Consider the following 25,733-nt stretch of genomic DNA (forward strand, 5'->3'; position numbering starts at 1 on the left):
CGCCAACACAGGCTATGCTGCACTCGCTAAACGTTCGTCTAAGGAAAGGGCCCCCGACATGCGCATTCTCATTACCGGTGGCGCCGGTTTTATCGGTTCTGCTTTGATACGTCACTTGATTCGGCACACCGAGCACGAGGTGCTCAACCTCGACAAGCTCACCTACGCCGGCAACCTGGAATCGCTGACCAGCATCGCGTCCAATAGCCGCTATGAATTCGTCCAGGCCGATATTATCGATCAGGCCACCGTCAGCGCCGTGCTCGCACGCTTCGAACCCCACGCGATCATGCACCTGGCCGCCGAGTCCCACGTCGACCGTTCGATTGATGGCCCGTCGGATTTTATCCAGACCAATATCGTCGGCACCTACAGCCTGCTGGAGGCCGCCCGTGGCTATTGGCAAACACTCGCCGAGCCAGAAAAACGTGCGTTTCGCTTCCACCATATTTCCACCGACGAAGTCTACGGCGACCTCCACGGCGTGGACGACTTGTTCAGCGAAACCACACCCTACGCGCCCAGCTCGCCCTACTCGGCCAGCAAAGCCGCGTCCGACCACCTGGTCCGCGCCTGGCACCGCACGTACGGCCTGCCCGTGCTGCTGACCAATTGCTCCAACAACTACGGGCCTTTCCACTTCCCCGAGAAGTTGATCCCGCTGGTTATCCTCAACGCCCTCGCGGGCAAACCATTGCCGGTCTATGGTGATGGTTTGCAAGTGCGCGACTGGTTGTTTGTCGAAGACCATGCCCGGGCACTGCTCAGCGTCGTGACACACGGCGTGGTCGGCGAGACCTACAACATCGGCGGCCACAACGAACAGAAGAATATCGACGTAGTACGCAGCATCTGCACCCTGCTGGAGGAATTGGCGCCGCAACATCCCCACGACGTGGAGCAATACACCGACCTGATCACGTTCGTTAAAGACCGTCCAGGCCACGACCAACGCTACGCAATCGATGCCGGCAAGATCGAACGCGAACTGGGCTGGGTACCCGAAGAAACCTTTGACACCGGGCTGCGCAAAACCGTGCAGTGGTACCTCGATAACCTGGAATGGTGCCGCAGGGTCCAGGACGGTAGTTATCAGGGTGAACGCTTGGGCAATACCGACACGAGGGATCTGATCGCATGATGAAAGGAATCGTATTGGCCGGCGGCTCCGGCACCCGCCTGCACCCCATCACCCTGGGTGTGTCCAAGCAGCTGTTACCGGTGTATGACAAGCCGATGATCTACTACCCGATCTCGGTGCTGATGCTGGCGGGCATCAAAGAAATCCTGGTGATTTCCACCCCGGCGGACTTACCGCAATACCGCAACCTGCTGGGCGATGGCAGCCAGTTCGGCGTCAGCTTCAGCTACGCCGAACAACCGCAGCCGGACGGCTTGGCACAGGCCTTTCTGATTGGCGAACAGTTCATCGGCAGCGACCCCGTGTGCCTGATCCTGGGCGACAACATTTTCCACGGCCAGCGTTTCAGCGAGCAGCTGCATGCAGCGGTAAAGCGCAGCAAAGGTGCCACGGTATTTGGCTATTGGGTCAAGGATCCGCAGCGCTTCGGCGTGATCGACTTCGACAGCGAAGGCCGCGCCCTGTCCATCGAAGAAAAACCGACTACGCCCAAATCAAGCTATGCCGTCACCGGCCTGTATTTCTACGACAATGACGTGATCAGCATCGCCAAAGCCGTCAAGCCCTCGGCTCGCGGCGAGCTGGAAATCACCGACGTCAATAACGCCTATTTGAAGCGCGGTGACTTGCAGGTAGAGCGCTTCGGTCGAGGGTTCGCCTGGCTCGACACCGGCACCCACGACAGCCTGCTGGAAGCCTCACAGTACGTGCAGACCATCGAACACCGTCAGGGCCTCAAAGTGGCGTGCCTCGAAGAAATCGCCTACAGCAACGGCTGGATCGACCGCGACCATCTGCTCGAACGCGCCCAATACTTCGGCAAGACCGGCTACGGCCAATACCTGTACACGTTGGCGGGAGACAACCGGTGAACGTCGTTGACACCTCACTCCCTGGCGTAATGATCATCGAGCCCAAGGTGTTCGGTGACGAGCGTGGTTTTTTCTACGAAAGCTTCAATGCTCGCGCCTTTGCAGCGGCCACCGGGCTCAAGCGCGAGTTTGTCCAGGACAACCACTCGCGCTCGCAAAAAGGCGTGCTGCGCGGCCTGCATTACCAACTGGAACACACCCAGGGCAAACTGGTGCGGGTTACCGCCGGTGAAGTGTTGGACGTGGCTGTGGACATCCGCCGCAGTTCGCCGAATTTCGGGCAATGGGTGGGCGTGCGTCTGTCGGCACAGAACCATCGCCAGTTGTGGGTGCCGGAAGGCTTCGCCCATGGCTTTGTGGTGTTGAGCGACTCCGCCGAGTTCTTGTACAAGACCACCGACTACTACCAGCCCAGTGCGGAACGCAGCATCCTGTGGAACGACCCGACGTTGGCCATCGACTGGCAACTGAGCGAACCGCCGCAACTGTCCGCCAAGGACCAGGCTGGAAAACTGCTGATGGACGCCGATCTGTTCCCATGAAAATCCTGATTACCGGCCAACATGGCCAAGTCTCCCAGGCACTGCAACAGCAGCTCCAGGGCCTGGGCGAACTGATTGTACTCGGCCGCGAGCACCTCGATCTGGCCGACGCCAAGCGCATCCGCCAGCAGGTGCGCGCCCACCGCCCCGACCTGATCATCAGCGCCGCCGCCCACACGGCTGTGGATCAGGCCGAAAGCGAACCGGACCTCGCCTTCGCCATCAACGCCACCGCCCCCGGAATTCTCGCCGAGGAAGCCAAGGCCCTGGGCAGCCCGTTGATCCACTACTCCACCGACTACGTGTTCGACGGCAGCAAGCCTGGGCCCTACACCGAAGCAGACACGCCCAACCCCTTGGGCGTCTACGGCCAGAGCAAACTGGCGGGTGAACAGGCGATTGCCGCAGTGGGAGGCCAGTACCTGATCCTGCGCACCAGCTGGGTCTACTCCAACCACGGCAAGAACTTCCTGCTGACCATGCAACGCCTGCTGCAAGAAAAACCCCACCTGCGCATCGTCGCCGACCAGATCGGCGCGCCGACGTGGGCCGTGACCATTGCCGCCAGTACGCGCGCCCTGATCGAACGCTGGCAGGCGGGCAAGGCCGGGGAATGGGGCATCTACCACCTGACCGCCGAGGGTGAAACCTCGTGGTTCGGCTTTGCCCAGGCGATTGGCGAGCACCTGCGCGCCAGTGGCCGCGCCTGTGCCGAACTGGAGGCGATCCCGTCCAGCGCCTACCCGACGCCCGCCCGGCGCCCGCTGAACTCACGCCTCGATTGCAGCCACCTGCGCCTGCAATGGCGCGTCAGCCAGCCCTTGTGGCAAGACGCATTGCGCGAGTGTCTTGCCGGGCAGCACTAGGCATAATGCGCCTGTACCCACAGGCGCACGACTCCCATGACTCCACCCCTTCCGCGAAGACCCCGCTGGCGCAGCCTCGCCCTGTTGGCCCTGTGCCTGGCACCGTTGCTGTGGCCGCTGGAGCACTTGGCCGAGCGTTACTATCGCAGCGAACTGGCCGGGCAAAACCGCCAGACCCTCGATCTGTACGTCGCCAACCTGCTGGGCACCCTGCATCGCTATGAAGTGCTGCCGCAGATCCTCGGCGACTTGCCGGCCTTGCGCACGGCGCTGGCCGCGCCGCAGGTCAGTACCAACCTGGTCAACGCCAACATGCTGCTCAAGGACGTCGCCGCCCAGGCCGGGGTGGAAGTGATGTATCTGATGGACACCACCGGCAAGACCCTCGCCGCGTCCAATTGGGACAAGCAGGACAGTTTCGTCGGGCGCAACTTCTCGTTCCGGCCCTATTTCAGCGAAGCCATGGCCGGGCGCCTGGGACGGTTTTTCGGGCTGGGCACCACCTCGGCCAAGCGCGGCTATTTCTTCGCCGCCGCCGTGCGCGATGGCGACACGATCATCGGCGTACTGGTGGTCAAGGTCGACCTGGACCACACCGAAAGCCTGTGGGGCAATACCCCGGAACAACTGCTGGTCACCGACCACAACGGCGTGGTGATCCTCACGTCGCGCCCGCAATGGCGCTTCCGTGCCACCCGGCCGCTGACCGCCGAAGAACGCCAGGCCATCATCGCCATCCAGCCCTACCCCACGCGCGACCCGCAACCCTTGAGCCTGAGCAGCAGCGCATGGCTGCGCCAATCCACCGCCATTGCCGAGACCGGCTGGAATGTGGAGATCCTTGCACCGCAATCCTTGATCAGCCGCCCGGTGCGCACGGTGGTCGCCGTGGGCGGCGCCACGTTGCTGGTGTTGATGCTGCTGCTGGGCCTGTTGATGCAGCGCCGTCGCCACTACCTGGACCGCATCGCCTTCGAAGCCAAGGCCCGCCGCGAGCTGGAGATGCGCGTGGTCGAACGTACCAGCGATCTGGAAGGCCTGAACCGGCGCCTCAAACAGGAAGTGCTGGAGCGCGAACACGCCCAGCAGGAACTGGTGCGCGCCCAGGATGACCTGGTGCAGGCGGGCAAGCTGTCAGCGCTGGGCACCATGTCGGCGAGTATCAGCCACGAACTCAACCAACCCCTGGCGGCGATTCGCAGCTATGCGGAAAACGCCGAGATCCTGCTCGACCACGAGCGCACCAGCGATGCCCGGGGCAATCTCAAGCTGATCAGCGAACTGACCGGACGCATGGCCTCGATCATCGCCCACCTGCGCGCCTTCGCCCGGCGCGACCGGCACGCGCCGGAGAGCGTGGCCCTGCAACCCGCCCTCGACGACGCCCTGGCACTCCTGGCCAAGCGGCGGCGCTCGATGGAAGTGGAACTGATCCGCGATTTGCCGGAAGCGACCCTGTGGGTACAGGCCGGCGAAACCCGTCTGCGCCAGGTACTGGGCAACCTGCTGGCCAACGCCCTCGACGCCCTTACCGAAAAAGGCCCGCCGCGCAAACTGTGGCTGAGTGCCGAAACCACCGCCCAGGGCGTCAACCTGTACATTCGCGACAACGGCCCGGGCTTTTGCATGGAAGCCCTGGGCCGCGCCAGCGAACCGTTCTACACCACCAAGACCCGCACCCAGGGCTTGGGCCTGGGCCTGGCGATCTGTGACACCCTGATGCGTGCCTTTGGCGGCGAACTGCTGTTTGCCAACCACAAGGAAGGTGGCGCGCTGTTAACCCTGAAATTGCGTGCCGGCTCGCCGGGCGTCAGTCTGCAACCGTCCGAGGACCGCAGTGTATGAGTATCGATAACCAGATTCAGGTGGTGTTGATCGACGATGATCCGCACTTGCGTCAGGCCCTGTGCCAGACCCTGGACCTGGCCGGGCTGAACGTCCTGCCCCTGGGCGAAGCCACCGGCCTCACCGCGCGCCTGTCGCGGGATTGGCCGGGCGTGGTGGTCAGCGACATCCGCATGCCCGGCATGGACGGCCTGGAGCTGCTGGCCGAGCTGCACGGCCAGGATCCGGACCTGCCGGTGCTGCTGATCACCGGCCACGGCGACGTGCCGCTGGCGGTGCAGGCCATGCGCGCGGGAGCCTATGACTTCCTCGAGAAACCCTTCGCCAGCGACGCCCTGCTCGACAGCGTGCGCCGCGCCCTGGCCCTGCGCCGGCTGGTGCTCGACAACCGCAGCCTGCGCCTGGCCCTGAGCGACCGCCAACAACTGAGCACCCGCCTGGTGGGGCACTCGCCACAGATGCTGCGCCTGCGCGAGCAGATCGGCGCCCTGGCCGCAACCCGCGCAGATGTGCTGATCCTCGGCGAAACCGGCGCCGGCAAGGAAGTGGTGGCCCGCGCGCTGCACGACCTGTCGAGCCGGCGCAGCGGGCCGTTTGTGGCGATCAATGCCGGGGCGTTGGCCGAGTCGGTGGTGGAAAGCGAACTGTTCGGCCATGAGCCCGGCGCCTTTACCGGCGCGCAGAAGCGGCGCATCGGCAAATTCGAATTCGCCAACGGCGGCACCTTGTTCCTGGATGAAATCGAAAGCATGAGCCTGGACGTGCAGGTCAAGCTGCTGCGTCTGTTACAGGAGCGTGTGGTGGAGCGCCTCGGCGGCAATCAGCTGATCCCGCTGGATATCCGCATCATCGCCGCCACCAAGGAAGACCTGCGCCTGGCCGCCGACCAGGGCCGCTTCCGCGCCGACTTGTACTATCGCCTCAACGTCGCGCCGTTGCGTATTCCGCCACTGCGCGAGCGCGGTGAAGATGCGTTGATGCTGTTCCAGCACTTCGCCGACGAAGCCAGCAGCCGCCATGGCCTGCCGTTGCATGAGCTGCAACCGGGCCAGCGTGCCCTGCTGTTGCGTCATAGCTGGCCGGGCAATGTGCGCGAATTGCAGAACGCCGCCGAGCGCTTCGCCTTGGGCCTGGAGTTGGCGCTGGACAGCACCCCGGACAACCCCGCCAGCAGCGTGCTGACTTCCACGCCGGGCGGCTTGAGCGAACAGGTCGAGCAGTTCGAAAAAAGCCTGATCGCCGCCGAACTGACCCGCCCCCACAGCTCCATGCGCAGCCTCGCAGAAGCCCTCGGCGTACCGCGCAAGACCCTGCACGACAAATTGCGCAAGCACGGCCTGAACTTCGCCAACCCAAGCACTGACGACGAATGACCCTGCCCACCCACCAAGAGGCCGCCATGAGCCGCGACAGCCGTTACCTGGAATCCATCCTCCACCACGACATCCCCCTGACCCGCGAAATGGGCCTCAAGGTGCTCGACTGGCAAGACGGGCAACTGCGACTGCATCTGCCCCTGCACGCCAATATCAACCACAAGAGCACCATGTTCGGCGGCAGCCTCTACTGCGGCGCGGTGCTGGCGGGTTGGGGCTGGATGCACCTGCAACTGCGCGAGGAAGGGATTGAAGACGGGCATATCGTGATTCAGGAAGGGCAGATCAGTTATCCGCTGCCGGTGACGCACGACGCGACCGCCATTTGCGCGGCACCGGAGGAGAAGGTGTGGAAGCGTTTTTTGGCGACCTACAGGCGCTATGGCCGGGCGCGGCTGGCGTTGGACACCTGGATCGTGAATGAGGGCAGTGAAGAGCGGGCCGTTACGTTTACCGGCCAATACGTCTTGCACCGCTAGAAGCCAATACACAAAAAAAATGTGGGAGGGGGCTTGCTCCCTCCCACATTCAGATCGGCTGAGGTATTAAGAGCGGGCCAAGGTCAGCAACCGCTCACGCCACGCCGCCTTCGCCGGCAACGCCAGGAAAAACGGATTCAGCAACGACGCCCGCGCCGGATAGCTGAACGGCTCGCCACTCAACTCCAGCACCTCGCCGCCCGCCCCTTCCAATACACCCTGGGCCGCCGCCGTATCCCACTGCGAAGTCGGCGCCAGCCGCGGGTAGCAATCGGCACTGCCCTCGGCCAACAGGCAGAATTTCAACGAGCTGCCGATATTCGCCAGCTTCAACTCCCCCAACCCTTCGCTCAAACCGTCCAGCAGACGCTCTTGCTCGGGGCTGGTATGCCGGCGGCTGGCGACCACGGTGAACGCCTCACCCACTGCCGGGGCCTCGCGCACCTGGATCTGCCTGGGCGCTTCGTTCACGTCGGAACGCCACGCCCCCAGGCCGGCACCACCGAAGTAGCAACGGCCACTGGTGGGCATGGACACCACGCCGAACACCACGCGCCCCTGTTCGACCAGGGCAATATTGACGGTGAATTCTTCGCTGCCGGCGATAAATTCCTTGGTGCCATCCAGCGGGTCCACCAGCCACCAGCGCTGCCAGCCGGCACGTACGCTCTGGTCGATGTCAGCGTCTTCTTCGGACAGCACCGGGATGCTCGGGTCCAATGCGGTAAGGCCCGCAAGAATCAGATGGTGGGCGGCCAGGTCGGCCGCCGTGACCGGCGAATCATCGGCCTTGGAGGTCACCGCCACATCGGCGCGCCAGTACGGCAGGATCACTTCACCCGCCTGGCGGGCCAGTTCGATCACAGGGGCGATAAACGGGTGGCCTAAAAACAGTTCGCTCATGGGGTAAACGCTCCACGCTGAATCAACAAATCTCGTACCAGGTACAACGCCGCCAGGGCGCGGCCTTCGCTGAATTGCTCGTTTTGCGCAAGCTGCGACAGCTCGCGCAGGTTGACCCGGTCCACACGCATCGGCTCGGGCTCATCACCTTCCAGGCGTTCTTCATAGAGTTCGGTGGCGAGCACCACCTGGATTTTCTGGCTCATGTAGCCAGGGGACAACGACAGCTCGGTAATGTGTTCCAACTGCCGTGCGCCGTAGCCGGCCTCTTCCTTGAGTTCCCGGTCGGCCGCCGCCAGCACGTCTTCGCCGGGTTCGATCAGGCCCTTGGGCAAGGACAGCTCATACTCATCGGTACCGCCGCAGTACTCTTCAACCAGCAACGCATGATCTTCGTCGATCATCGCCACGATCATCACTGCGCCGTAGCCGGCACCGCGGCCCACCAGGCGCTCGTAGGTCCGTTCAACGCCATTGGAAAAGCGCAATTGCACTTCCTCCACGCGGAACAAACGGCTGCTGGCGACTATTTCGCGGGCGAGGACGGTGGGTTTCTGGCGCATAAGCGGCTCCTTGGCGTGATCGGGTTACTATACCGTGGCTTTTCCGATTGTCTGTGTCGGATATCTTTACTTACATGAGACCGCACCATGCCCTCTTTGCCCTGGCACGCCATCGACACCGTCCTGCTGGACATGGACGGCACCCTGCTCGACCTGCATTACGACAACCATTTCTGGATGGAACACCTGCCCCAGCGTTACGCCGAACTGCACGGGGTGAGCCGGGCCATGGCCGAGATGGAGTTGCAGCCTCTGTTCGAGCGTAACGCCGGACAGTTGCAATGGTATTGCCTGGATTTCTGGAGTGCGGAACTGAACATCCCGGTGCGCGAGCTCAAGCTGGAAACCGCCCACCTGATCGCCCTGCGCCCGGATGCCGACATCTTCCTGGCGGCGATCAAACAGGCCGGCAAGCGCGTGATCCTGATCACCAACGCCCATCGTGATTCGCTGTCGTTGAAATTGGAGCGCATTGAACTGGCGCCGTATTTCGAGCGACTGATCAGCTCCCACGACTACGGCTTCGCCAAGGAAAACCCGCAGTTCTGGGATGCCTTGCAGGCTGACATCCAGTTCGATCCGGCTCGCAGCCTGTTTATCGACGACACCCTGCCGATCCTGCGCAGTGCCCAGGCGTTTGGCGTGGGGCATTTGCTGGCGGTGAAAGAGCCGGACAGCAAAAAGGGGCCAAAGGACACGGCTGAATTTGCAGCAGTCGGTGACTACCGCGATCTCATTGCCGGGCTCTGAACCCTGTGGGAGGGAGCAAGCCCCCCTCCCACCTTTTCGCCCGTGTATTACTCAGGAATACGCAGTGTCTGCCCTGGGTAAATCTTGTCCGGATGGGACAACAGCGGCTTGTTGGCCTCGAAGATCTTGTTGTACAGGTTGGCGTTACCGTACACCGTCAGGGAGATCGCGCTGAGGGTGTCACCCTTTTTCACCACGACGAAACGGGCGGCGGCAACTGCCGGGCCGGTTACGGTGATCTGGTCATCCACACTGGCCACGCCTTGAATGTTACCCAGCGCCAGCAGAATCTTCTCTTTCTCTTCCTGGGTGGCGACTTCACCGGTCACGGTCACTTTGTCGCCATCCACCGTGGTCTGCACATTCGGATTCCCCAGACCCACCTTCGCTACGTGTTCCTTCAACTGCTCACTCGCGTTGGCATTACCCGGCGTCAACAGGTCGACAATCTTTTCGCCGGCTTCTTTGATAAAGCTGAAAATGCTCATAGTGCGCTCTCCTTGGTAGTTGATTTCCAGATGCCCAAGACTAGACCAGTCCGGCAGACTTGTGTTCCAGCCCGACCAAAGACGCAAACGCGCTAGAATCCCCCCGCCATTGGAATAAGCCCTGGAGCGAAGATGGACATCAAGCAGCTGAAATTCCTCATCGCCCTCGACGAGACCCGTCACTTCGGCCAGGCCGCGGCGCGTTGCCACATCACCCAGCCAACCCTTTCGATGCGCCTGCGCAACCTTGAAGAAGAGCTGGACTTGCCGCTGGTCAATCGCGGCCAGCGCTTCGAAGGGTTCACCGCCCCCGGCGAGCGCGTGCTGGCCTGGGCACGCACGGTGCTGGCGGCCTATGACGGTTTGCAGGCCGAAGCCGCCGCCTGCCGTGGCAACCTGGTGGGTACGTTGCGCCTGGGTGTGGTGCCGTTGTCGAGCTTTGATCCGCTGGCGTTGATGCAACAACTGCACAAGGAGCATCCGAGCCTGCGCTTTGAGCTGTCGGCCCTCAGCTCCGAGCAGATCCTCGAACAGTTGGCGAGCAATCGCCTGGACCTGGGCGTGTCCTACCTCGATCGCCTGGACAACGAGCGCTTCGACTCCCTGGCCCTCGGCGAAACCCGCATGGGCCTGCTCTACGACCAGCGCTATTTCAGTTTTGGCGACAAGCCGCTGAGCTGGGAGGCCTTGATCGAACTGCCCCTGGGCATGCTCACCAGTGGCATGCACTTCCGTCAGTCCATCGACCACAACTTCCACAGCCGGGGCCTGCACCCGCAGCCGCTGTTACAAACCGACGCCGTCCATCAGTTGTTACAAGCGGTGCATGGCGGACTCTGCTGCGCCGTCATGCCGTTGGACGGCGGCCTGGACGCCCTCACCGAACATTTGCGCCTGCAACCCATCGAAGACGCCCACACCCTGGCGCGCCTGGGCCTGATCATGCGGCGCAGCGCGCCGCGTTCGGCATTGGCAGAGGCGTGTTTCGCGCTGTTTCAGAAATCGCAAACAGAGTCTTGATCGACGTCATCTATCGGTAGATCAGTACTGGCAATTAGACGCGACGCTTTGTCGCGCCTAGTCTAAACACTGATCAATCCGCCGGTGGTACTGCCCCATGAACGCCAAGCGCCCAGTCTGCGCGGCGCCTGCTCCGGAAGCGTCCGCGCCCGTCGCCAGCCAGAGCTACCAGTTTTGCAACCTTGAGCACACTGAAGTCGCCAGCACCGCCTTGGCCGAAGAAGTAGCGTTGGCGATTGCCTATAACGACATCAGCCAGGCCGTCATGCTGGTCACGCCCACGGACCTGGAAGACTTTATTGTCGGGTTCAGCATCGGCAGCGGCATTATCGCCGACGTCAGCGATATTTATGATCTGAAACTCAGCGGTTCGGGTTCGGCCCAATACGCTCAGGTGCAGATCTCCAGCCGTGCGTTCTGGAACCTCAAGCAGCAGCGCCGCCAGCTGGCAGGCACCAGCGGCTGCGGCCTGTGCGGAGTGGAAGCGATGGAACAGGCCCTGCCGGACCTTCAAGTGCTGCCCGGCGCGCCCTTGCCGCCTGCCGAATGGCTCGACGGCCTGCGCCAGCGCATCAGTGCGTTCCAGCCTTTGGGCCAGTACAGCGGCGCTGTGCATGCGGCCGTGTTCATGGATAACCAGGGCGAATTGCTAATGGGCCGTGAAGACATCGGCCGGCACAACGCCCTCGACAAGTTGATCGGTGCGCTGATCCGCCAACGGGTCCGCACCGACGGCGGGCTGGCGATTGTCACCAGCCGTTGCAGCCTCGAATTGATCCAGAAAGTCCTGCGCGCGGGCATTCAGACCCTGGTCAGCCTGTCGTCGCCCACCGGCCTGGCCCTGCAATGGGCTCGCCGGCATCACCTCAATCTCATCCACCTGCCGCAGAAAAGTGCGCCGCGGGTCTACAGCCCTGCGATGGAGAACCAGCCGTGAGCAATCATCATCAAGCCGACCAAACCCCAACCCCGCGCTACAAGCCCTACAAGGGCCCGGCTGGCGGCTGGGGTGCGCTGATCAGCGTGGCACAGGCGTGGTTGACCAGCGACAACGCGCTGAAAAACCTGCGCATGATGCTCAAGACCAACCAGAACGGCGGCTTCGACTGCCCGGGCTGCGCCTGGGGCGACTCGCCGGAAAGCGGCATGGTCAAGTTCTGCGAGAACGGTGCCAAGGCGGTCAACTGGGAAGCCACCAAGCGCCGCGTTGACGCAGCGTTTTTCGCCAAGCACAGCGTCACCGCGCTGCTGGAGCAAAGCGACTATTGGCTCGAGTACCAGGGCCGCCTGACCGAGCCGATGCGCTACGACGCCGAAACCGACCGCTACACCCCCATCAGTTGGGAAGCGGCCTTCGACCTGGTCGGCAAGCACCTCAACGCCCTGCCCAGCCCGGACATGGCCGAGTTCTACACCTCGGGCCGTGCCAGTAACGAAGCGGCGTACCTGTACCAGTTGTTTGTGCGCGCCTACGGCACCAACAACTTCCCGGACTGCTCGAACATGTGCCACGAGGCCAGCGGCGTGGCCCTGGCGCAGAGCGTGGGGGTCGGCAAAGGCACCGTGACCTTTGATGACTTCGAACATGCCGATGCGATATTCGTCTGGGGCCAGAACCCCGGCACCAACCACCCGCGCATGCTCGAACCGCTGCGTGAAGCGGTCAAACGCGGTGCCCAGGTGGTGTGCATCAACCCCCTCAAGGAGCGCGGCCTGGAGCGCTTCCAGCATCCGCAGCATCCGCTGGAAATGCTCACCAACGGCGACAAGCCGACCAACACCGCGTACTTCCGCCCGGCCCTGGGTGGCGACATGGCCATCCTGCGCGGCATGGCCAAGTTCCTGCTGCTGTGGGAGCGCCAGGCTCAGGCCGAAGGCAAGGAAGCCGTGTTCGACCACGACTTCCTCAATGAACACACGGCCAACGTGCTGGATTACCTGGGCCAGATCGACGATACCTCCTGGGATGAAATCGTCGAACAGTCCGGCCTGACCCTGGTCGAGATCGAGCAAGCGGCGCGCATGTACGCCAAGGGCAAGAACGTGATCATGTGCTGGGCGATGGGTATCACCCAGCACCGCCACTCGGTGCCGACCATCCAGGAAATCGCCAACCTGATGCTGCTGCGCGGCAACATCGGCCGCCCCGGCGCCGGCCTGTGCCCGGTGCGTGGCCACAGCAACGTGCAGGGCGACCGCACCATGGGCATCAACGAACGCCCACCGGTGGCGTTCCTCGACGCCCTGGAGCGGCGCTTCCAGTTCCAGGTGCCGCGCACCAACGGGCACAACGTGGTGGAAGCAATCCACGCCATGCTTGAAGGTCGCTCCAAGGTGTTTATCGGCCTGGGGGGCAACTTCGCCCAAGCCACCCCGGACAGCCCGCGCACCTTCGAAGCACTGCGCAATTGCGACCTGACCGTGCAGATCAGCACCAAGCTCAACCGCAGCCACCTGATGCACGGCAAAGACGCGCTGATCCTGCCGTGCCTGGGCCGCACCGACATCGACATCCAGGCCGAAGGTCCGCAAGCGGTGACGGTGGAAGACTCGTTCAGCATGGTCCATGACTCCAATGGCCAACTGCAGCCGCTGTCGAAGTTGATGAAATCAGAACCGGCCATCCTCGCCGGCATCGCCGCCGCAACCCTGGGCAGCAAACCGGTGGACTGGAACTGGTTGGTGGCCGACTACAGCCGCATCCGCGACCTGATCGCCGATACCATCCCAGGCTTCAAGGACTTCAACGAACGCCTGAAACACCCCGGTGGTTTCTACCTGGGCAACTCTGCCGGTGCCCGGCGCTGGAACACGCCTTCGGGCCGTGCCAACTTCCGCCCGAACATTCTGCCCAAGGACCTGATCCACGAGCGCACCCACGCCACGGGCCACGTGCCGGATCTGATCATGCAATCGATGCGCTCCCACGATCAGTACAACACCACCATTTATGGCCTGGACGACCGCTATCGCGGGGTCAAAGGCCAGCGTGACGTGCTGTTCGTCAACGAAGCCGACATCATCCGCCTGGGCTTCAAGCCGGGGCAGAAAGCCGACATCGTGTCGTTGTGGGAAGACGGCCGCGAGCGTCGTGTGAAGGGCTTCACCTTGCTGGCGTTTGATATTCCGGCGGGGCAGGCTGCGGCTTACTACCCGGAAGTGAACCCGTTGGTGCCGCTGGAAAGCACCGGGGATGGCAGCCATACACCGACGTCGAAGTTCGTGGCGATACGTTTGGAAGCTGCCAGTGACAATGGGCTGATCATGGCGCGTTCGGCCTGACTGATCATTTCGGGCACAAAAAAGGCCGCTTTTGCATAAAAGCGGCCGTTCCGAAGTAGCTAAAGACTCGCAAAAACTACTTAAGTTCCCGAGCTAAAACAGTAACTTAGAGAATTGTGTACAACTCGTGTTACTGGTCGGATTTCTATTGTAACCATGTCAATACAGCCTCAGGATCGCGCCGTCATCCTCTTGAGGTCTCTCTATGAAGTTCTCCTCGATTCTCTTGTTGTCCCTTGGCCTGGTCAGTGGCGCAGCCATGGCCGGTGGCACCACCGAAGCCGGTGTGGGCGGCGCATTGGGCGGGGTTCTAGGCTCGGTTGTCGGCCAGCAGTTGGGCGGCAACACCGGTTCGACCATCGGCGCGGCCCTGGGCGGCGCAGGCGGTAGTGCGGTCGGCGCCGACAAGCGCAGCCGCGGCGAAGCAGCCATTGGCGGCGCACTGGGCGCAGCCGGCGGCAACGTGGTGGGCCGCAGTGTCGGCGGCAGCACCGGGGCACTGATCGGTTCAGCGGCCGGCGGTGGCGCGGGCGGTGCGCTGGGCAACTACATGGGCAACAAGAGCGATGACGATGATCGTCGTAGTCGTGATAGCCGCCGTTATGACCGCGACGACCATCGCGGCCGCGGCCATGCCTACGGGCATCGCAAGAACAAGCATCACTACCGTCACCGCTAAGCGCTAAAGAACACTGCAAAATCAATGTGGGAGGGGGCTTGCCCCTCCCACATTGGGTTCCGTGGTGCCTGCAACGCCGAAGTCAGACAACCAACCGCTGCAACGCCTCGCGCAACATCCCCGGAATCGTCACCGGCTGGTTCGTCCCCCGATCCACGAACACATGCACAAAGCGCCCCGCCGCACAGGCCTCATCTTCGCCTGCCTTGAATACCGCCAACTCGTACTGCACGGAGCTGTTGCCCAGCTTGCCCACCCGCAGGCCGATGTCCAGGCGGTCGGGAAAGGCAATCGACGCGAAGTAATCGCACGCCGAACTCACCACAAACCCCACCACCTCACCGTCATGAATATCCAACCCACCCTGTTCGATCAGGTAGGTATTCACCGCCGTGTCGAAGAAGCTGTAGTAGGTGACATTGTTCACATGGCCGTACACATCGTTGTCGTGCCAACGCGTGATGATCGGCTGGAAGTGACGGTAATCGGCGCGTTGCGGCATCGAGTCAGGCATGGGCAGGTCTCATGAAAGTAGGGTTACAGGTCACTCAAGTGGGCCTGGGCCCACTCACGCACGTCGGCGTAGGGGTAGTCTTCCAGCGCTGCGAAACCGGGAATGCCCCGCGCCTTCAACTTGGTAAACAACGGCACGCTGATACCCCCCAGGAACCGTGTCAGCCGCTCAGCGCCCGGCAACTGTCCGGTGTGCTCATGATGCCTGTGGATAAAATCACCGCACAGCCCCATGAAGTTTTTATCCACAAGTGGCGGCAGGCTCGGCGGCGCCGGCAAATGCGCGACGTGACCGTGGCACACGGAGCAGTGCCCGCAGCGCTGCGGTGCATTTTCATCACCAAAGTAACGCGCCAGGCGCTGCCCCAGGCAATGTTCGGTGGCGAACAGATCGAGCATGGCGTGAATCCGCGCCACTTCCGTCACCTCGTGCTGCTTGAAGCCTGTGTATAACTCGGCGCTCAACACCTGTGGATCAAACTCGGTATCCAGCAGGCTGTAGACCTCCGTCATCTGCTTGCTTTCCAACTCGATCAGGCCTTGTTCCTGGAAGTAATCCAAGGCCTTCACCACCCGACTGCGTTCGGCATTGTGTTGCTGGTAAAGCGCATCGAAATCCACGGTCGCCCAGGTTTTCGCACGCTTGCACACCTGGATGATCGCCGCGACAAACTGCTGGCGCTCGCCGGAAAAACGCGTAAGCAGAGCCTCGGGCTCGACCAGGTACTTGAAGCGGTATTCGGCATAAAACGCATAGCGCGGCGCGATCACGCCCTTGAGCTCCAATTGCACCAACAGTGTCTTCAGTGGCAGTTCGCGGATGTTGCTGTGGTCCGACAGCGACCTCAGCAGGAACTCCCACTGCCCTTCACTGCGCGCGGCCTGCAACTCTTCCAGCACCCGCCGAATACCGTCCTGCTCCGGCGTATCGCCATACACGAAGTTTTCCAGCACATTGAGGCTGTCGCGGTTGGCCAGAACCAGGCAGTCCGAGGGCTGCCCATCACGCCCCGCACGGCCGATTTCCTGGCTGTAGTTCTCGATGGATTTGGGCAGGTCAAAATGCACCACATTGCGGATATCGCTCTTGTCGATGCCCATGCCAAACGCGATGGTAGCGACGATGCAATTGGAGCGCCCGCCCATGAAGCGCTGCTGGATGCCCTCACGCCTGTCGTGGGGCAAGCCGGCGTGATACGCCTCGGCCTGGATACCGTTGCGGTTCAGATGCTCGGCAATCTGCTCGGCGGTTTTCTGCAAGGTGACGTAGACGATGCTGGGCTGGCTGGCCCGCTCGCTCATCCACTGCACCAGGCGACGACGCTTGTCCGCACCGGCGACCGGCTCCACCAACAGGTTGAGGTTGGGCCGGTAGAAGCCCGTGGTGACCACGTCGTCCGGCGCAATGGCGAACTTGGCCTGCATGTCGGCAATCACCTTGGGCGTGGCCGTAGCCGTCAGCAGCAGCGCTTGCGGGATCTTGAACTGGCGCTGGTAGTCCGGCAGCTTCAAATAATCCGGGCGGAAGTTGTGGCCCCACTCGGAAATACAGTGCGCCTCATCCACCACCAGCAGCGAGATCTGCACACTTTGCAGGAAGTGGCGAAAACGCTCGTTCTTCAAGCGCTCCACGGAAATCATCAGGATTTTCAGCTCGCCCGACCGCGCGCGTGCCATCACGTCATTGGCGTCCTCGCGGCTTTGCGCCGAATCGATACTGCCCGCCGAAATACCGTGGCGTTGCAGGAAGCCCAACTGGTCCTGCATCAACGCCAACAACGGCGACACCACCAGCGTCAGGTGTGGCAGCAACACCGCCGACAGTTGGTAACACAGGGACTTGCCCGATCCCGTAGGAAAAATGGCCGCAGCCGAACGACCTGCCAGTACGGCGCTGACCGTTTCTTCCTGGCCCGGACGAAACTGTGGATAACCAAAGACCTGCTGGAGGGTGTCGTGCATAGGCTGTCACTCCATTGACCGCTGAAGGTGGCTTAAAAACGTAGCCCAGTAAGCTCAGCGAATCGAGAAAGGTCGCATGGAAAAAAGAGACAGGATGATACACAGGGTGCAGCAATGGCCTTGGGCCAAATTTGACAAGTTCGACTGTGGCTGTAGGAACACCACAAACCAAATGTGGGAGGGGGATTGCCCCCCTCCCACATTTCAGACCTGCGCTACAGCTGAATCAGCGGTTCTGCACCCGCTCAATCGCCGTGTCATACACCGGGTTGGCCTTCTGTTCCTTGGCCAGTTGATAGTGACGCAATGCATCCGGGAACTGCCCCGCCGCTTCGTAGATCCGCGCAATGTTGTAGTAGGCACCTGCACGTACGGTTGCAGCATTGGCACCGGTGGCGAGGGCGATAGCCTTGCGATTGGCCCAGATCGACTCGGCAGTGTTGCCGGCTTTCTGATACGCCAGGCCGAGGTTGCCGTAGGCCTTGCCGAAGCCATTGTCCAGCTCGATAGCCTGGCGGAACAGGTCGATGGCCTGGTCCAGCTTGCCGGCCTGGTAGGCCGCTTCACCCTGCAGGTTCAGACGCTTCGCATCTGTTTGTACGGAAGAACTGACGGTGACGGCGGTGACCGCCACGCTGTCATCCAGCAGCGGTTTGACTTCGTTCAGCACATTCGCCGCATTCACGGTCACGCCACTGAAAGTGTTGATGTCCTGGAAGTCGCCGCTGCCGGTCATGCGGAACACCGTCCACAGGTTGCCGCTGCGGTTCTTGGGCACGTAGTAGGTACGCACCAGCGATTGGCCCATGTACACGAACACCTTGGCTTCGCTGTCGGATAACTGGCGCGAACCTGGGTTGCCGCCATTGCTGTAGTCATGCACGGCATAAACGTAGCTTTCGCCGTAGTGTTTTTTCTGCAGGGTGATGGTTTCCGGGCCGTAGCTGTCGGTGTCATCCACATCCAACTCGGCATCGGTACCCTTCTGGTTCTCGAAGTAGATGTTATTGCCGGGGAAAATCATGTGGGAGTCGAGGTCACTCGGCGTCTTGCCCCACGTCAGCACCACACGCAGGCCATCGAGGTTTTCCATCACCGGGCTGATGGCGTAGGTCATGCCCGCGCAGGGGCACTTCACCACCAGGTTGGAGTAGCCAGGCTTCTTGATGATCAGCAGGTTGCTCCCATCATCGGCGGCCTCACTGGTCAGCGTCACTTGGCCCTGGGCGTTGGTGCGGCCCACCACGTTCTGTGCGCCGTTACGTTGCAGCAGCACTTCGGCATCGGCGATTTTCTGGTCCTTGACCACCGCACTGAGCACTTCGATCGGCAACTGCCCGGCCTGGACCGAAAAAGCCACCGCACACAATGACATCGCCGAAGCAACACGAAGCAAACCCATGCCTAACTCCCTTTAAGTCGCGGGCGGAAATCGCCCTGCAAGATTTTGCGGTGAAACATACGCTGAATTCCGGGTGTCGGCGGACTTTTTATACAAAATGTGACGTGGTTTTTATCCCGCCTGCCCATTGAAGCATTGCGCTACAATCAAACCTTGCTACCCAGGAGTACGCTGCGATGAGCGAACTGACGTTTGAGCAAAAACAGGATCATTACCACAAGATCCGCCGTTCCAATTACCTGGCCAGCCTGCGCCTGGAAGGGTTCGACACCCAGCCGGCCGACGTCGACAAACCCCTGCCGACCCGCGAAGCCGTCCTTGCCAAGTACCGCAACACCCCACGCTGATGCTCGACAAATACGGGGTGGGCCAGGATCCGTACTGCTATCCCGGTAGCAGCGTCCTGCGCAACCGCCTCGATTTGCTCGACGAAGCCCGCCTGCACCAGGCCGAGCGGGAATTATCCGAAATCGCCGTAGGCAACCTCCCTCTCTTCCCCCCGCCCTACGACCTCGACCGTCTGCAACATATCCACCGCACGCTGTTCGGTGACATCTACGACTGGGCCGGTGAGTTGCGCAGCGTGAACATCCAGAAAGGCGACACCCTGTTCTGCACCCCGGAGCGCATCCCCCCGGAAGCCGCGAAGATCATCCGGCAGATGGAAGAAGCAAACTGGTTTGTCGGTGCCAGCCAAACCGAGTTGATAAGCAGGATTGCCGAAGCCTATGGCGACCTCAACGTCATCCACCCCTTCCGCGAGGGCAATGGCCGGGCGCAGCGGATTTTGTTCGAACAGATCATCGTCAACGCGGGGTTTTCAGTGAACTGGTGGCTGGTGAAACACGCGGCATGGATACCGGCGAATATCGATGCGGTGGCGTGTGATTATCGGGGGTTGGTGGCGATTTTTGAGCGGTGTGTCAGCAGGCCTGCAGGGCAGTGATCGTTCCTCACGCTCTGCGTGGAAATGATCTGATCAACGGCGAGGCGATGGACCAGAAAAAACACGGCGCCCTTGAGTTTTTCGCGAGCAATCTCGCTCCTACAAGCACTGCCAAGCCACAAATGCCGGAAACCGTTGTAGGAAACCTCCAAACACCGCGACATCCCCTTCCCAAACTGCTCCAAACACCCGCTTGACCCTCTACAGAAGTTACCCGTAGCTGAATGAAAATAGCGCGGTCTCAACTTTCTCGGCAGAAACCTGTGAACATCGAAAGGGCTCAACACATCGGCCACTATGGCGTCATCTTCACAGTGAATCGCTTCACTGTTGTGCCTGACAATCGGCATGCTTTGGCCAATCTATGCCTGCTTGAAGCAAAAACGGTGGCGCGGTCAACACTCTCAATGCATGTCTACTCGGACGGGTCTTAGTGACATGGCCCTTTACCTTCAATTCGCTTCCTTTCTCCTTATCTATTTGATGCTGCACTACCAAATCACAGACCCAATGCTCAGAAAGCACTTCGCAGTCACATTTCTTACAACAGGCCTTATTTTGACGTTCCTACTACCCTATGTAGCGGTGATCCTCAGAATGCCCCTCCTACCTGTCTTTGTATTCTTGATAGGCTTGGCGCTCTTCATCACTCGAAACAAATACCGCCTCCAACGCAACCAGCCCCTTCATCCACTCCTGCGTGCCCCCACCATGAACCTCGCCCCCAACTTCCCCGAAGACCCTGTGATGCAGCAACTCCTGCAACTGCTGCACGAAGAAATCGGCCTGCCGAAACACAAGACCATCCGCCTGCAAACCTCACTCAATTTCGACCTGGGCTGTGACGGCAGTGAAGCCAAGCAACTCATGGAAGCGCTGGAGCAGGAGTTCGCACTCGACCTCGGCGACTACGACACTTATCGTTACTTCAACCCACCGGTCTTTGACGTGTTCCTCAAGCGTCGGGGCAAGGGGCATGGCGACAAGGTGCCGCTGACCATCGGCATGCTCTACCTGGCCATCAAGACCCACAGCTGGGACACCCAGACACTGGAAAACCTGAGCTGAACGAAGATCAGCTCCAGGCACACCGCAACTCAAAGGTGGAGGGGCAATGATTCTGCCTATCGTCGACTAACCCTTCGCGCACAAAAAAGCCGCCCACTAGGGGCGGCTTTTTAACAGCGACCGAGTCTTACAACTTCGGACCCGCAGCCTTGATCGCATCACTCACTTCAAACTTCTTGAAGTTCTCGATGAACAGACCAGCCAGCGCCTTCGCTGCTTCATCGTAAGCCGCCTTGTCTGCCCAAGTGTTACGTGGGTTCAACAGGCCGGTCTCAACGCCCGGTACGGCCAATGGCACGTCGAGGTTGATGGTGTCGAGGTGTTCGGTTTCAGCACCGATCAGAGCGCCGCTCTGGATCGCTGCGATCACGCCGCGCGTGGTCGGGATGTTGAAGCGCTTGCCAACGCCGTAGCCGCCGCCGGTCCAGCCGGTGTTGACCAGGTAGACCTTGGAGCCGAAGCCGCGGATGCGCTTGATCAGCAGCTCTGCGTATTCGCCGGCCGGGCGTGGGAAGAACGGCGCGCCGAAGCAGGTGGAGAAGGTCGACTTGATGCCGCTGCCCGAACCCATTTCGGTCGAGCCCACCAGCGCGGTGTAGCCGGACAGGAAGTGGTAGGCCGCTTGTTCTTCGCTGAGGATGGACACGGGCGGCAGTACGCCGGTCAGGTCGCAGGTCAGGAAGATCACCGCGTTTGGCTCGCCGCCCAGGTTCTTCTCGGAACGCTTGGCAACGTGCTCCAGCGGGTAGGCGGCGCGGCTGTTCTGGGTCAGGCTGACATCGGCATAGTCGGCGTGCTTGGCCTCGTCGATCACGACGTTTTCCAGCACGGCGCCGTGCTTGATGGCTTTCCAGATAACCGGCTCGTTCTTCTCGGACAGGTCGATGCACTTGGCATAGCAACCGCCTTCGATGTTGAACACCACGCCTTCGCCCCAGCCGTGTTCGTCGTCACCGATCAGGTAGCGGCTTTCGTCGGCGGACAGGGTGGTCTTGCCGGTACCCGACAGACCGAAGAACAGGGTCACGTCGCCTGCTTCGCCAATGTTGGCGGCGCAGTGCATCGGCAGTACGTCGGAAGCCGGCAGCAGGTAGTTCTGCACCGAGAACATGGCTTTCTTCATTTCACCGGCGTAGCGCATGCCGGCGATCAGCACTTTTTTCTGGGCGAAGTTGAGGATCACGCAACCATCGGAGTTGGTGCCGTCACGCTCTGGCACGCACTCGAAGTTGGCCACGTTGAGCACTTGCCACTCGTCACGACCGGCCGGGTTGTACTGGGCCGGGTTGATGAACAGGCAACGACCGAACAGGTTCTGCCAGGCAGTCTGGGTGGTCATTTTCACGGCCAGGTAGTGGTCTTCGGCAGCCCCTACGTGAACGTGGGAAACGAAATGCTCTTGCGCGTTGTTGAACGCCTCGACGCGGGCCCACAGGGCATCGAACTTGTCGGCCGGGAACTTGCGGTTGATCGGGCCCCAGGCGATGGAATCCTGGGTGGAAGGCTCTTCAACGATGAAACGGTCGACTGGCGAACGGCCGGTACGGTGACCGGTTTCCACGACCAGCGCGCCGGTATCGGCAAGCACGCCTTCACCGCGCTGCAGGGCTTCTTTGACCAGATCGTCAACACTCAGATCGGTGTATACGGCGTTATTGGCTTGCGTCATGAGGTTCCCCGTCGGCCTGTGGCCGAGTGCTCCAAACGTTTTGTAGTAGAAAGTTGCGCACTACTACCGCGAAAAAAGTGGGCCGGATTATGCCAGAAAAGCCCAAAAAGAGTAGGGCCCTCCCGTCAGAACGCCTCTAATCCGGCATTTGACAGGTGATTTACCTGTGCTTAAACGTTTTAGTGGCGGGTGTCGGAAGGCGTGTCGATGCCTGCGCCCGCGAACAATTGCGCTACATCGGCAGCGTCGAACAGGTAGCGCTCGTTGCAGAACTGGCAGTCGATCTCGATATTGCCACCGTGTTCCACCACCAGGTTCTGCGCATCTTCCAGGCCCAGGCTGACCAGGGCGTTGCCCGAACGCTCGCGGGAGCAGCTGCAGTGGAAGTGCAGCGTCTGCGCGTCGAACAGGCGCACGGGGTCTTCGTGGTACAGGCGGTGCAGGATGGTTTCGTTGTCCAGACCCAGCAGTTCTTCGGCTTTCAGGGTATCGGCCAAGGCAATGCAGTGCCGCCAGCTTTCAGCGCGATCTTCGTCGTCCTTGATACGGTCGGCCGGCAGTTGTTGCAGCAACATGCCACGGGCGCGCTTGCCGTCGGCGTTAAGCCAGAACTTGGTGCCCACTTGCTGGGACATCACGAAATAGTTGGTGAAGCATTCCGACAGCGTCTTGCCGTCGAGGTCGACGATGCCCTGGTAACGCTGGCCTGAGGTCGGGTCGACGGTGAGCGCCAGGACGCCGTTGGGCATCAGCTCGGCGAGGCTGGCGTCCGGGGCAATCTGGTCGGCTTCATAACGGGCCAGGCCTCGGATTTCGCGCTCGCTGGAGCACTCGATCATCAACAGCGGAATCGGCCCTTCGGAACGGGCTTGCAGGATCAGCAAACCGTCGAACTTCATGGTACCCACCAGCAACGCAGCAGCGGCCATCAGCTCACCGAGCAGTTGTGCGACCGGCTCCGGATAGGGGTGCTTGGCGAGGACTTCGGCGTAGCTGCGCTCCAACGAAACCATTTCGCCGCGGGCGTCGCTCTCGTCGAAGATGAAGCGTTGGGTGAAGTCGGTATCCGGTAGATCAGTCATAGGTCTGGGTATCTGAATTGATGACAAATTGGTTACAAGGTTTATAAAATTAAACGCTTTAGCACCATCTTGGTGCGGCTTTCTCCTGGAAACAGAGAGCTTATTTAGAGCGAAGAGGGACAGTTTATGAACAATCCGGGTTTGTTCCAAGCCAAGTGGAACCTCCGGCGATGGGCTCTGTGCAATCTACTCGCTATCGGGCTGCTGTGTTTTTGGCTATGGCCCACGGGGCAGATGCTCTGTGTGATTTTCGACGAGTGGCTGTTTCACCTTCTCAACGACCCGCTGGCGAGCAACGCGACATGGCTGCACGTGTGGGCCGTGGCCAGTCTGCGGCCGTTTGATGCGGTGGTCGGGGTGATCCTGCTGATGCTGCTGATTCGCGGCGACTGGGTGTTCAAAGCCGCGCAGGTACGCCAGGCCCTGTTAGGTTTTGTCGGTATTTTGTTGCTCTTGCTGTTTATCCGCATGCTGTTTTCCAAACTCGCGGCGCAGATGGGCTGGCAACACAGCAGCCCGTCGATGGTCATCGCCGGGGCGATCCAGATGAGCGACTATTTCCCGGGGCTGGAGAAGACCTGGGAGCTGAAGGACCGCTCAAGCCAAAGCTTTCCGGGGGATCACGCCTCGGTGTTGCTGATCTGGGCAATGTTCATGAGCGTGTTCGCCAAGCGCATCGGCCAGGTGCTGGTGATCTGGGGCCTGGCGCTGTTGTTCATGATGCCGCGGCTGGTAGCGGGCGCGCATTGGGGGCAGGACGATTACATCGGCGGGGTGCTGCTGGCACTGTTGGCGTTGGGCTGGGGTTGTTACACGCCGTTTGCAGCGAAGGTGTCGGCCGCGTTGTTACACGTGACGACGCCGATCTTCAGGTTACTTGGCAAGCTGCCAGTGATCAGTGGATTGAGCGTCGTGCGCACCTCCCCTTAACGCTGCAAGCCCCCTCCCACATTTGAATGGGCCGCTGCGCAATCAGTCATCATTGCCACTGCCGCGAAACTTGAACAGGTCGCGGCGCTGCTTCTTGCTCGGCTTGCCATCGGTGGTCATCCCCGTGGCGCCCGCCTTGCGCAGGGCCGCCGCATTTTCGCGCCTGGCAATGCTGGCTTCGGTTTCGGTGTACAGCGCCTGCGCTTCGGGGGCGCCACGGCGCACAATGGAAAGTGCCTGAACCACCACGGTCTTTTCGTCAAAACCTATCCGAATCTGCAGCTCATCACCGACACGTGGCTCTTTGCCCGGTTTACAGCGCTCGCCTCGGTGATGCACCTTGCCGCTCTCAATCGCGGCCTTGGCCAAGGCACGTGTCTTGAAGAAACGCGCTGCCCAAAGCCACTTGTCCAGACGGACCTTTTCTTCCTCTTCCTGCTTTTGAGCCACTTGAATTCCTCGCTCTGACAAATGTCGCAACTGTAACGTTGAAACCCTTCGACGCATAAACCTCAAGGCTCACCTAAGATACGCCAGGTAGCACCCTGTTTTCGCGAGGATACGCCGTGACCGACTTTCCCACTTCACTCACCTCGCCTGAACAGCGTTGCGCAGGCTGCCAGCAAAGCGAACCCCTGGGTTTCGAGTTTGCTTTCGCCTACCAGCCTATCGTAGACCTTCGGGACCATTCGATTTTTGCCCACGAAGCCTTGGTGCGCGGTACACAGGGCGAAGGGGCGATGTCGGTACTGGAGAAGGTCAATGACAGCAACCGCTACCGCTTCGACCAGCGCTGCCGCACCCAGGCGATCGCCGGTGCTGCGGCCCTTGGGATGCAAACCCACCTTTCCATCAACTTCATGCCCAACGCCGTGTACCGTCCGGAGTTGTGCATCCGCAGCACCCTAGAGGCAGCTCGCGCGCACAACTTCCCGCTGAACCAACTGATTTTCGAAACACTGGAAAGCGAGCATGTAGATAACTATCGCCATTTGACGAATATTCTGCGTGAATACCGCGAGTTCGGCTTCAAGACCGCCATCGACGACTTCGGCGCGGGCTATTCGGGGCTGAATCTGCTGGCCGATTTCCAACCTGACTTGATCAAACTCGACATGGCGCTGATCCGCGATGTCGACCAGGATCGTGTCCGCCAGGTGATCGTCCAGGGGATTGTCACAATCTGTGAGCAGTTGAACGTTACTGTCATCGCCGAAGGCATCGAAAGTGCCGGCGAGCGCGACTTTCTGTCTGACTGCGGAATATTTCTGATGCAAGGCTACTGGTTCGCCAGGCCTGCATTCAAAGCCCTGGCCGAGGTTTCTCCTCAGGCGTGGGCGAATTGACCGGTTACC

26 protein-coding genes are annotated in these 25,733 nt (G+C 61.1%); 17 read left to right on the forward strand and 9 right to left on the reverse strand.

The features are described 5' to 3' along the window. Window positions 1-58: 58 nt before the first annotated feature. The 7 genes from rfbB to B9N88_RS14245 are packed head-to-tail and all read left to right on the forward strand — an operon-like array spanning window position 59 to window position 7,121. Window positions 59-1,141, forward strand: coding sequence for a dTDP-glucose 4,6-dehydratase (rfbB, locus tag B9N88_RS14215; RefSeq protein WP_027605126.1), 1,083 nt, complete (start codon window positions 59-61; stop codon window positions 1,139-1,141). Then, window positions 1,138-2,013, forward strand: a complete 876-nt coding sequence (gene rfbA / locus B9N88_RS14220; RefSeq protein WP_027605127.1) for a glucose-1-phosphate thymidylyltransferase RfbA — start codon at window positions 1,138-1,140, stop codon at window positions 2,011-2,013. The genes rfbB and rfbA overlap by 4 nt, the downstream gene beginning before the upstream one ends. Further along, complete coding sequence (rfbC, locus tag B9N88_RS14225) at window positions 2,010-2,555, forward strand: dTDP-4-dehydrorhamnose 3,5-epimerase (protein ID WP_027605128.1); 546 nt, start codon at window positions 2,010-2,012, stop codon at window positions 2,553-2,555. The genes rfbA and rfbC overlap by 4 nt, the downstream gene beginning before the upstream one ends. Then, complete coding sequence (gene rfbD, locus B9N88_RS14230) at window positions 2,552-3,421, forward strand: dTDP-4-dehydrorhamnose reductase (RefSeq protein ID WP_027605129.1); 870 nt, start codon at window positions 2,552-2,554, stop codon at window positions 3,419-3,421. Before rfbC ends, rfbD begins: the two co-directional genes overlap by 4 nt. A gap of 36 nt (window positions 3,422-3,457) precedes the next feature. After that, a complete protein-coding gene (locus B9N88_RS14235) occupies window positions 3,458-5,266 on the forward strand; it encodes a sensor histidine kinase (RefSeq protein ID WP_027605130.1) in 1,809 nt (602 codons plus the stop codon). Then, on the forward strand, window positions 5,263-6,639 hold the full coding sequence (locus B9N88_RS14240) for a sigma-54-dependent transcriptional regulator (protein ID WP_027605131.1): 1,377 nt from the start codon (window positions 5,263-5,265) through the stop codon (window positions 6,637-6,639). Before B9N88_RS14235 ends, B9N88_RS14240 begins: the two co-directional genes overlap by 4 nt. 26 nt (window positions 6,640-6,665) lie before the next feature. Next, entirely contained in the window at window positions 6,666-7,121 is a 456-nt protein-coding gene (locus B9N88_RS14245; RefSeq protein WP_027605132.1) for a YiiD C-terminal domain-containing protein, read from the forward strand. Between the two features lie 66 nt (window positions 7,122-7,187). Here the strand turns inward: B9N88_RS14245 and cysQ are convergent, their stop codons facing one another. Together cysQ and nudE are read right to left on the reverse strand one after the other, a co-directional pair. Then, window positions 7,188-8,024, reverse strand: coding sequence for a 3'(2'),5'-bisphosphate nucleotidase CysQ (cysQ, locus tag B9N88_RS14250; RefSeq protein ID WP_027605133.1), 837 nt, complete (start codon window positions 8,022-8,024; stop codon window positions 7,188-7,190). Beyond that, window positions 8,021-8,587, reverse strand: coding sequence for an ADP compounds hydrolase NudE (gene nudE, locus B9N88_RS14255; RefSeq protein WP_027605134.1), 567 nt, complete (start codon window positions 8,585-8,587; stop codon window positions 8,021-8,023). The genes cysQ and nudE overlap by 4 nt, the downstream gene beginning before the upstream one ends. 87 nt (window positions 8,588-8,674) lie before the next feature. Between nudE and yrfG the strand changes: the two genes are divergently transcribed. Further along, window positions 8,675-9,337, forward strand: coding sequence for a GMP/IMP nucleotidase (gene yrfG, locus B9N88_RS14260; RefSeq protein ID WP_027605135.1), 663 nt, complete (start codon window positions 8,675-8,677; stop codon window positions 9,335-9,337). Between the two features lie 47 nt (window positions 9,338-9,384). On the opposite strand, the gene lysM is transcribed toward yrfG, so the two are convergent. Beyond that, window positions 9,385-9,825 carry a peptidoglycan-binding protein LysM gene (gene lysM / locus B9N88_RS14265; protein WP_027605136.1) on the reverse strand — a complete coding sequence of 147 codons (441 nt, stop codon included), beginning with the start codon at window positions 9,823-9,825 and terminating at the stop codon, window positions 9,385-9,387. 132 nt (window positions 9,826-9,957) lie between these two features. Between lysM and B9N88_RS14270 the strand changes: the two genes are divergently transcribed. From B9N88_RS14270 to B9N88_RS14285, 4 genes are all read left to right on the forward strand, one after another. After that, window positions 9,958-10,845, forward strand: a complete 888-nt coding sequence (locus B9N88_RS14270; protein ID WP_027605137.1) for a LysR family transcriptional regulator — start codon at window positions 9,958-9,960, stop codon at window positions 10,843-10,845. A 97-nt stretch (window positions 10,846-10,942) separates the two neighbouring features. Next, window positions 10,943-11,782 (forward strand): formate dehydrogenase accessory sulfurtransferase FdhD, encoded by an 840-nt coding sequence (gene fdhD, locus B9N88_RS14275; protein WP_027605138.1) that lies wholly within the window; start codon window positions 10,943-10,945, stop codon window positions 11,780-11,782. Continuing rightward, entirely contained in the window at window positions 11,779-14,127 is a 2,349-nt protein-coding gene (locus B9N88_RS14280) for an FdhF/YdeP family oxidoreductase (RefSeq protein WP_027605139.1), read from the forward strand. Before fdhD ends, B9N88_RS14280 begins: the two co-directional genes overlap by 4 nt. Window positions 14,128-14,332: 205 nt before the next feature. Then, the gene (locus tag B9N88_RS14285; protein ID WP_027605140.1) at window positions 14,333-14,806 is read left to right on the forward strand and encodes a glycine zipper domain-containing protein; all 474 of its coding nucleotides are present in this window, start codon (window positions 14,333-14,335) and stop codon (window positions 14,804-14,806) included. 82 nt (window positions 14,807-14,888) lie between these two features. Here the strand turns inward: B9N88_RS14285 and B9N88_RS14290 are convergent, their stop codons facing one another. From B9N88_RS14290 to B9N88_RS14300, 3 genes are all read right to left on the reverse strand, one after another. Beyond that, window positions 14,889-15,320, reverse strand: a complete 432-nt coding sequence (locus tag B9N88_RS14290) for an acyl-CoA thioesterase (protein WP_027605141.1) — start codon at window positions 15,318-15,320, stop codon at window positions 14,889-14,891. A gap of 23 nt (window positions 15,321-15,343) precedes the next feature. Continuing rightward, window positions 15,344-17,281, reverse strand: coding sequence for a RecQ family ATP-dependent DNA helicase (locus B9N88_RS14295; RefSeq protein WP_027605142.1), 1,938 nt, complete (start codon window positions 17,279-17,281; stop codon window positions 15,344-15,346). A gap of 226 nt (window positions 17,282-17,507) precedes the next feature. Beyond that, the gene (locus tag B9N88_RS14300) at window positions 17,508-18,683 is read right to left on the reverse strand and encodes a tetratricopeptide repeat protein (RefSeq protein ID WP_027605143.1); all 1,176 of its coding nucleotides are present in this window, start codon (window positions 18,681-18,683) and stop codon (window positions 17,508-17,510) included. Between the two features lie 176 nt (window positions 18,684-18,859). Here B9N88_RS14300 and B9N88_RS14305 point away from each other — a divergent pair, with 176 nt between their 5' ends. The 3 genes from B9N88_RS14305 (at window position 18,860) to B9N88_RS14315 (ending at window position 20,697) form a co-directional block, all read left to right on the forward strand. After that, window positions 18,860-19,030, forward strand: coding sequence for a YhfG family protein (locus B9N88_RS14305; protein ID WP_003236014.1), 171 nt, complete (start codon window positions 18,860-18,862; stop codon window positions 19,028-19,030). Further along, window positions 19,030-19,629 (forward strand): putative adenosine monophosphate-protein transferase Fic, encoded by a 600-nt coding sequence (locus B9N88_RS14310; RefSeq protein ID WP_027605144.1) that lies wholly within the window; start codon window positions 19,030-19,032, stop codon window positions 19,627-19,629. Before B9N88_RS14305 ends, B9N88_RS14310 begins: the two co-directional genes overlap by 1 nt. 711 nt (window positions 19,630-20,340) lie before the next feature. Next, window positions 20,341-20,697 (forward strand): DUF1493 family protein, encoded by a 357-nt coding sequence (locus tag B9N88_RS14315; RefSeq protein ID WP_027605145.1) that lies wholly within the window; start codon window positions 20,341-20,343, stop codon window positions 20,695-20,697. Between the two features lie 127 nt (window positions 20,698-20,824). Here the strand turns inward: B9N88_RS14315 and B9N88_RS14320 are convergent, their stop codons facing one another. Together B9N88_RS14320 and hslO are read right to left on the reverse strand one after the other, a co-directional pair. Further along, a complete protein-coding gene (locus B9N88_RS14320) occupies window positions 20,825-22,366 on the reverse strand; it encodes a phosphoenolpyruvate carboxykinase (RefSeq protein ID WP_027605146.1) in 1,542 nt (513 codons plus the stop codon). Between the two features lie 179 nt (window positions 22,367-22,545). Next, complete coding sequence (gene hslO, locus B9N88_RS14325; protein ID WP_027605147.1) at window positions 22,546-23,448, reverse strand: Hsp33 family molecular chaperone HslO; 903 nt, start codon at window positions 23,446-23,448, stop codon at window positions 22,546-22,548. A 126-nt stretch (window positions 23,449-23,574) separates the two neighbouring features. Between hslO and B9N88_RS14330 the strand changes: the two genes are divergently transcribed. Further along, window positions 23,575-24,378, forward strand: coding sequence for a phosphatase PAP2 family protein (locus B9N88_RS14330; protein WP_027605148.1), 804 nt, complete (start codon window positions 23,575-23,577; stop codon window positions 24,376-24,378). A gap of 42 nt (window positions 24,379-24,420) precedes the next feature. Here B9N88_RS14330 and B9N88_RS14335 read toward each other — a convergent pair whose 3' ends face one another. Further along, window positions 24,421-24,828: an RNA-binding S4 domain-containing protein gene (locus B9N88_RS14335; RefSeq protein WP_027605149.1), complete on the reverse strand. Its 408-nt coding sequence runs from the start codon at window positions 24,826-24,828 to the stop codon at window positions 24,421-24,423. Window positions 24,829-24,944: 116 nt separating this feature from the next. Between B9N88_RS14335 and B9N88_RS14340 the strand changes: the two genes are divergently transcribed. Then, window positions 24,945-25,724, forward strand: coding sequence for a S6 modification regulatory phosphodiesterase RimA (locus tag B9N88_RS14340; RefSeq protein WP_027605150.1), 780 nt, complete (start codon window positions 24,945-24,947; stop codon window positions 25,722-25,724). The last annotated feature ends 9 nt before the right edge of the window (window positions 25,725-25,733 follow it).

Origin of the sequence: Pseudomonas sp. LAMO17WK12:I1 (genome assembly GCF_900177315.1) — a bacterium.
In the GTDB taxonomy this organism is placed as follows: domain Bacteria; phylum Pseudomonadota; class Gammaproteobacteria; order Pseudomonadales; family Pseudomonadaceae; genus Aquipseudomonas; species Aquipseudomonas marginalis.

Excerpts from the sequence above, each read along its gene's own strand:
- rfbB (WP_027605126.1), top strand. The coding sequence starts at position 59 with ATGCGCATTCTCATTACCGGTGGCGCCGGTTTTATCGGTTCTGCTTTG.
- rfbA (WP_027605127.1), top strand. The coding sequence starts at position 1,138 with ATGATGAAAGGAATCGTATTGGCCGGCGGCTCCGGCACCCGCCTGCAC.
- rfbD (WP_027605129.1), top strand. The coding sequence starts at position 2,552 with ATGAAAATCCTGATTACCGGCCAACATGGCCAAGTCTCCCAGGCACTG.
- B9N88_RS14235 (WP_027605130.1), top strand. The coding sequence starts at position 3,458 with ATGACTCCACCCCTTCCGCGAAGACCCCGCTGGCGCAGCCTCGCCCTG.
- B9N88_RS14240 (WP_027605131.1), top strand. The coding sequence starts at position 5,263 with ATGAGTATCGATAACCAGATTCAGGTGGTGTTGATCGACGATGATCCG.
- B9N88_RS14245 (WP_027605132.1), top strand. The coding sequence starts at position 6,666 with ATGAGCCGCGACAGCCGTTACCTGGAATCCATCCTCCACCACGACATC.
- cysQ (WP_027605133.1), bottom strand. The coding sequence starts at position 8,024 with ATGAGCGAACTGTTTTTAGGCCACCCGTTTATCGCCCCTGTGATCGAA.
- nudE (WP_027605134.1), bottom strand. The coding sequence starts at position 8,587 with ATGCGCCAGAAACCCACCGTCCTCGCCCGCGAAATAGTCGCCAGCAGC.
- yrfG (WP_027605135.1), top strand. The coding sequence starts at position 8,675 with ATGCCCTCTTTGCCCTGGCACGCCATCGACACCGTCCTGCTGGACATG.
- lysM (WP_027605136.1), bottom strand. The coding sequence starts at position 9,825 with ATGAGCATTTTCAGCTTTATCAAAGAAGCCGGCGAAAAGATTGTCGAC.
- B9N88_RS14270 (WP_027605137.1), top strand. The coding sequence starts at position 9,958 with ATGGACATCAAGCAGCTGAAATTCCTCATCGCCCTCGACGAGACCCGT.
- fdhD (WP_027605138.1), top strand. The coding sequence starts at position 10,943 with ATGAACGCCAAGCGCCCAGTCTGCGCGGCGCCTGCTCCGGAAGCGTCC.
- B9N88_RS14285 (WP_027605140.1), top strand. The coding sequence starts at position 14,333 with ATGAAGTTCTCCTCGATTCTCTTGTTGTCCCTTGGCCTGGTCAGTGGC.
- B9N88_RS14290 (WP_027605141.1), bottom strand. The coding sequence starts at position 15,320 with ATGCCTGACTCGATGCCGCAACGCGCCGATTACCGTCACTTCCAGCCG.
- B9N88_RS14295 (WP_027605142.1), bottom strand. The coding sequence starts at position 17,281 with ATGCACGACACCCTCCAGCAGGTCTTTGGTTATCCACAGTTTCGTCCG.
- B9N88_RS14300 (WP_027605143.1), bottom strand. The coding sequence starts at position 18,683 with ATGGGTTTGCTTCGTGTTGCTTCGGCGATGTCATTGTGTGCGGTGGCT.
- B9N88_RS14305 (WP_003236014.1), top strand. The coding sequence starts at position 18,860 with ATGAGCGAACTGACGTTTGAGCAAAAACAGGATCATTACCACAAGATC.
- B9N88_RS14310 (WP_027605144.1), top strand. The coding sequence starts at position 19,030 with ATGCTCGACAAATACGGGGTGGGCCAGGATCCGTACTGCTATCCCGGT.
- B9N88_RS14315 (WP_027605145.1), top strand. The coding sequence starts at position 20,341 with ATGAACCTCGCCCCCAACTTCCCCGAAGACCCTGTGATGCAGCAACTC.
- B9N88_RS14320 (WP_027605146.1), bottom strand. The coding sequence starts at position 22,366 with ATGACGCAAGCCAATAACGCCGTATACACCGATCTGAGTGTTGACGAT.
- hslO (WP_027605147.1), bottom strand. The coding sequence starts at position 23,448 with ATGACTGATCTACCGGATACCGACTTCACCCAACGCTTCATCTTCGAC.
- B9N88_RS14330 (WP_027605148.1), top strand. The coding sequence starts at position 23,575 with ATGAACAATCCGGGTTTGTTCCAAGCCAAGTGGAACCTCCGGCGATGG.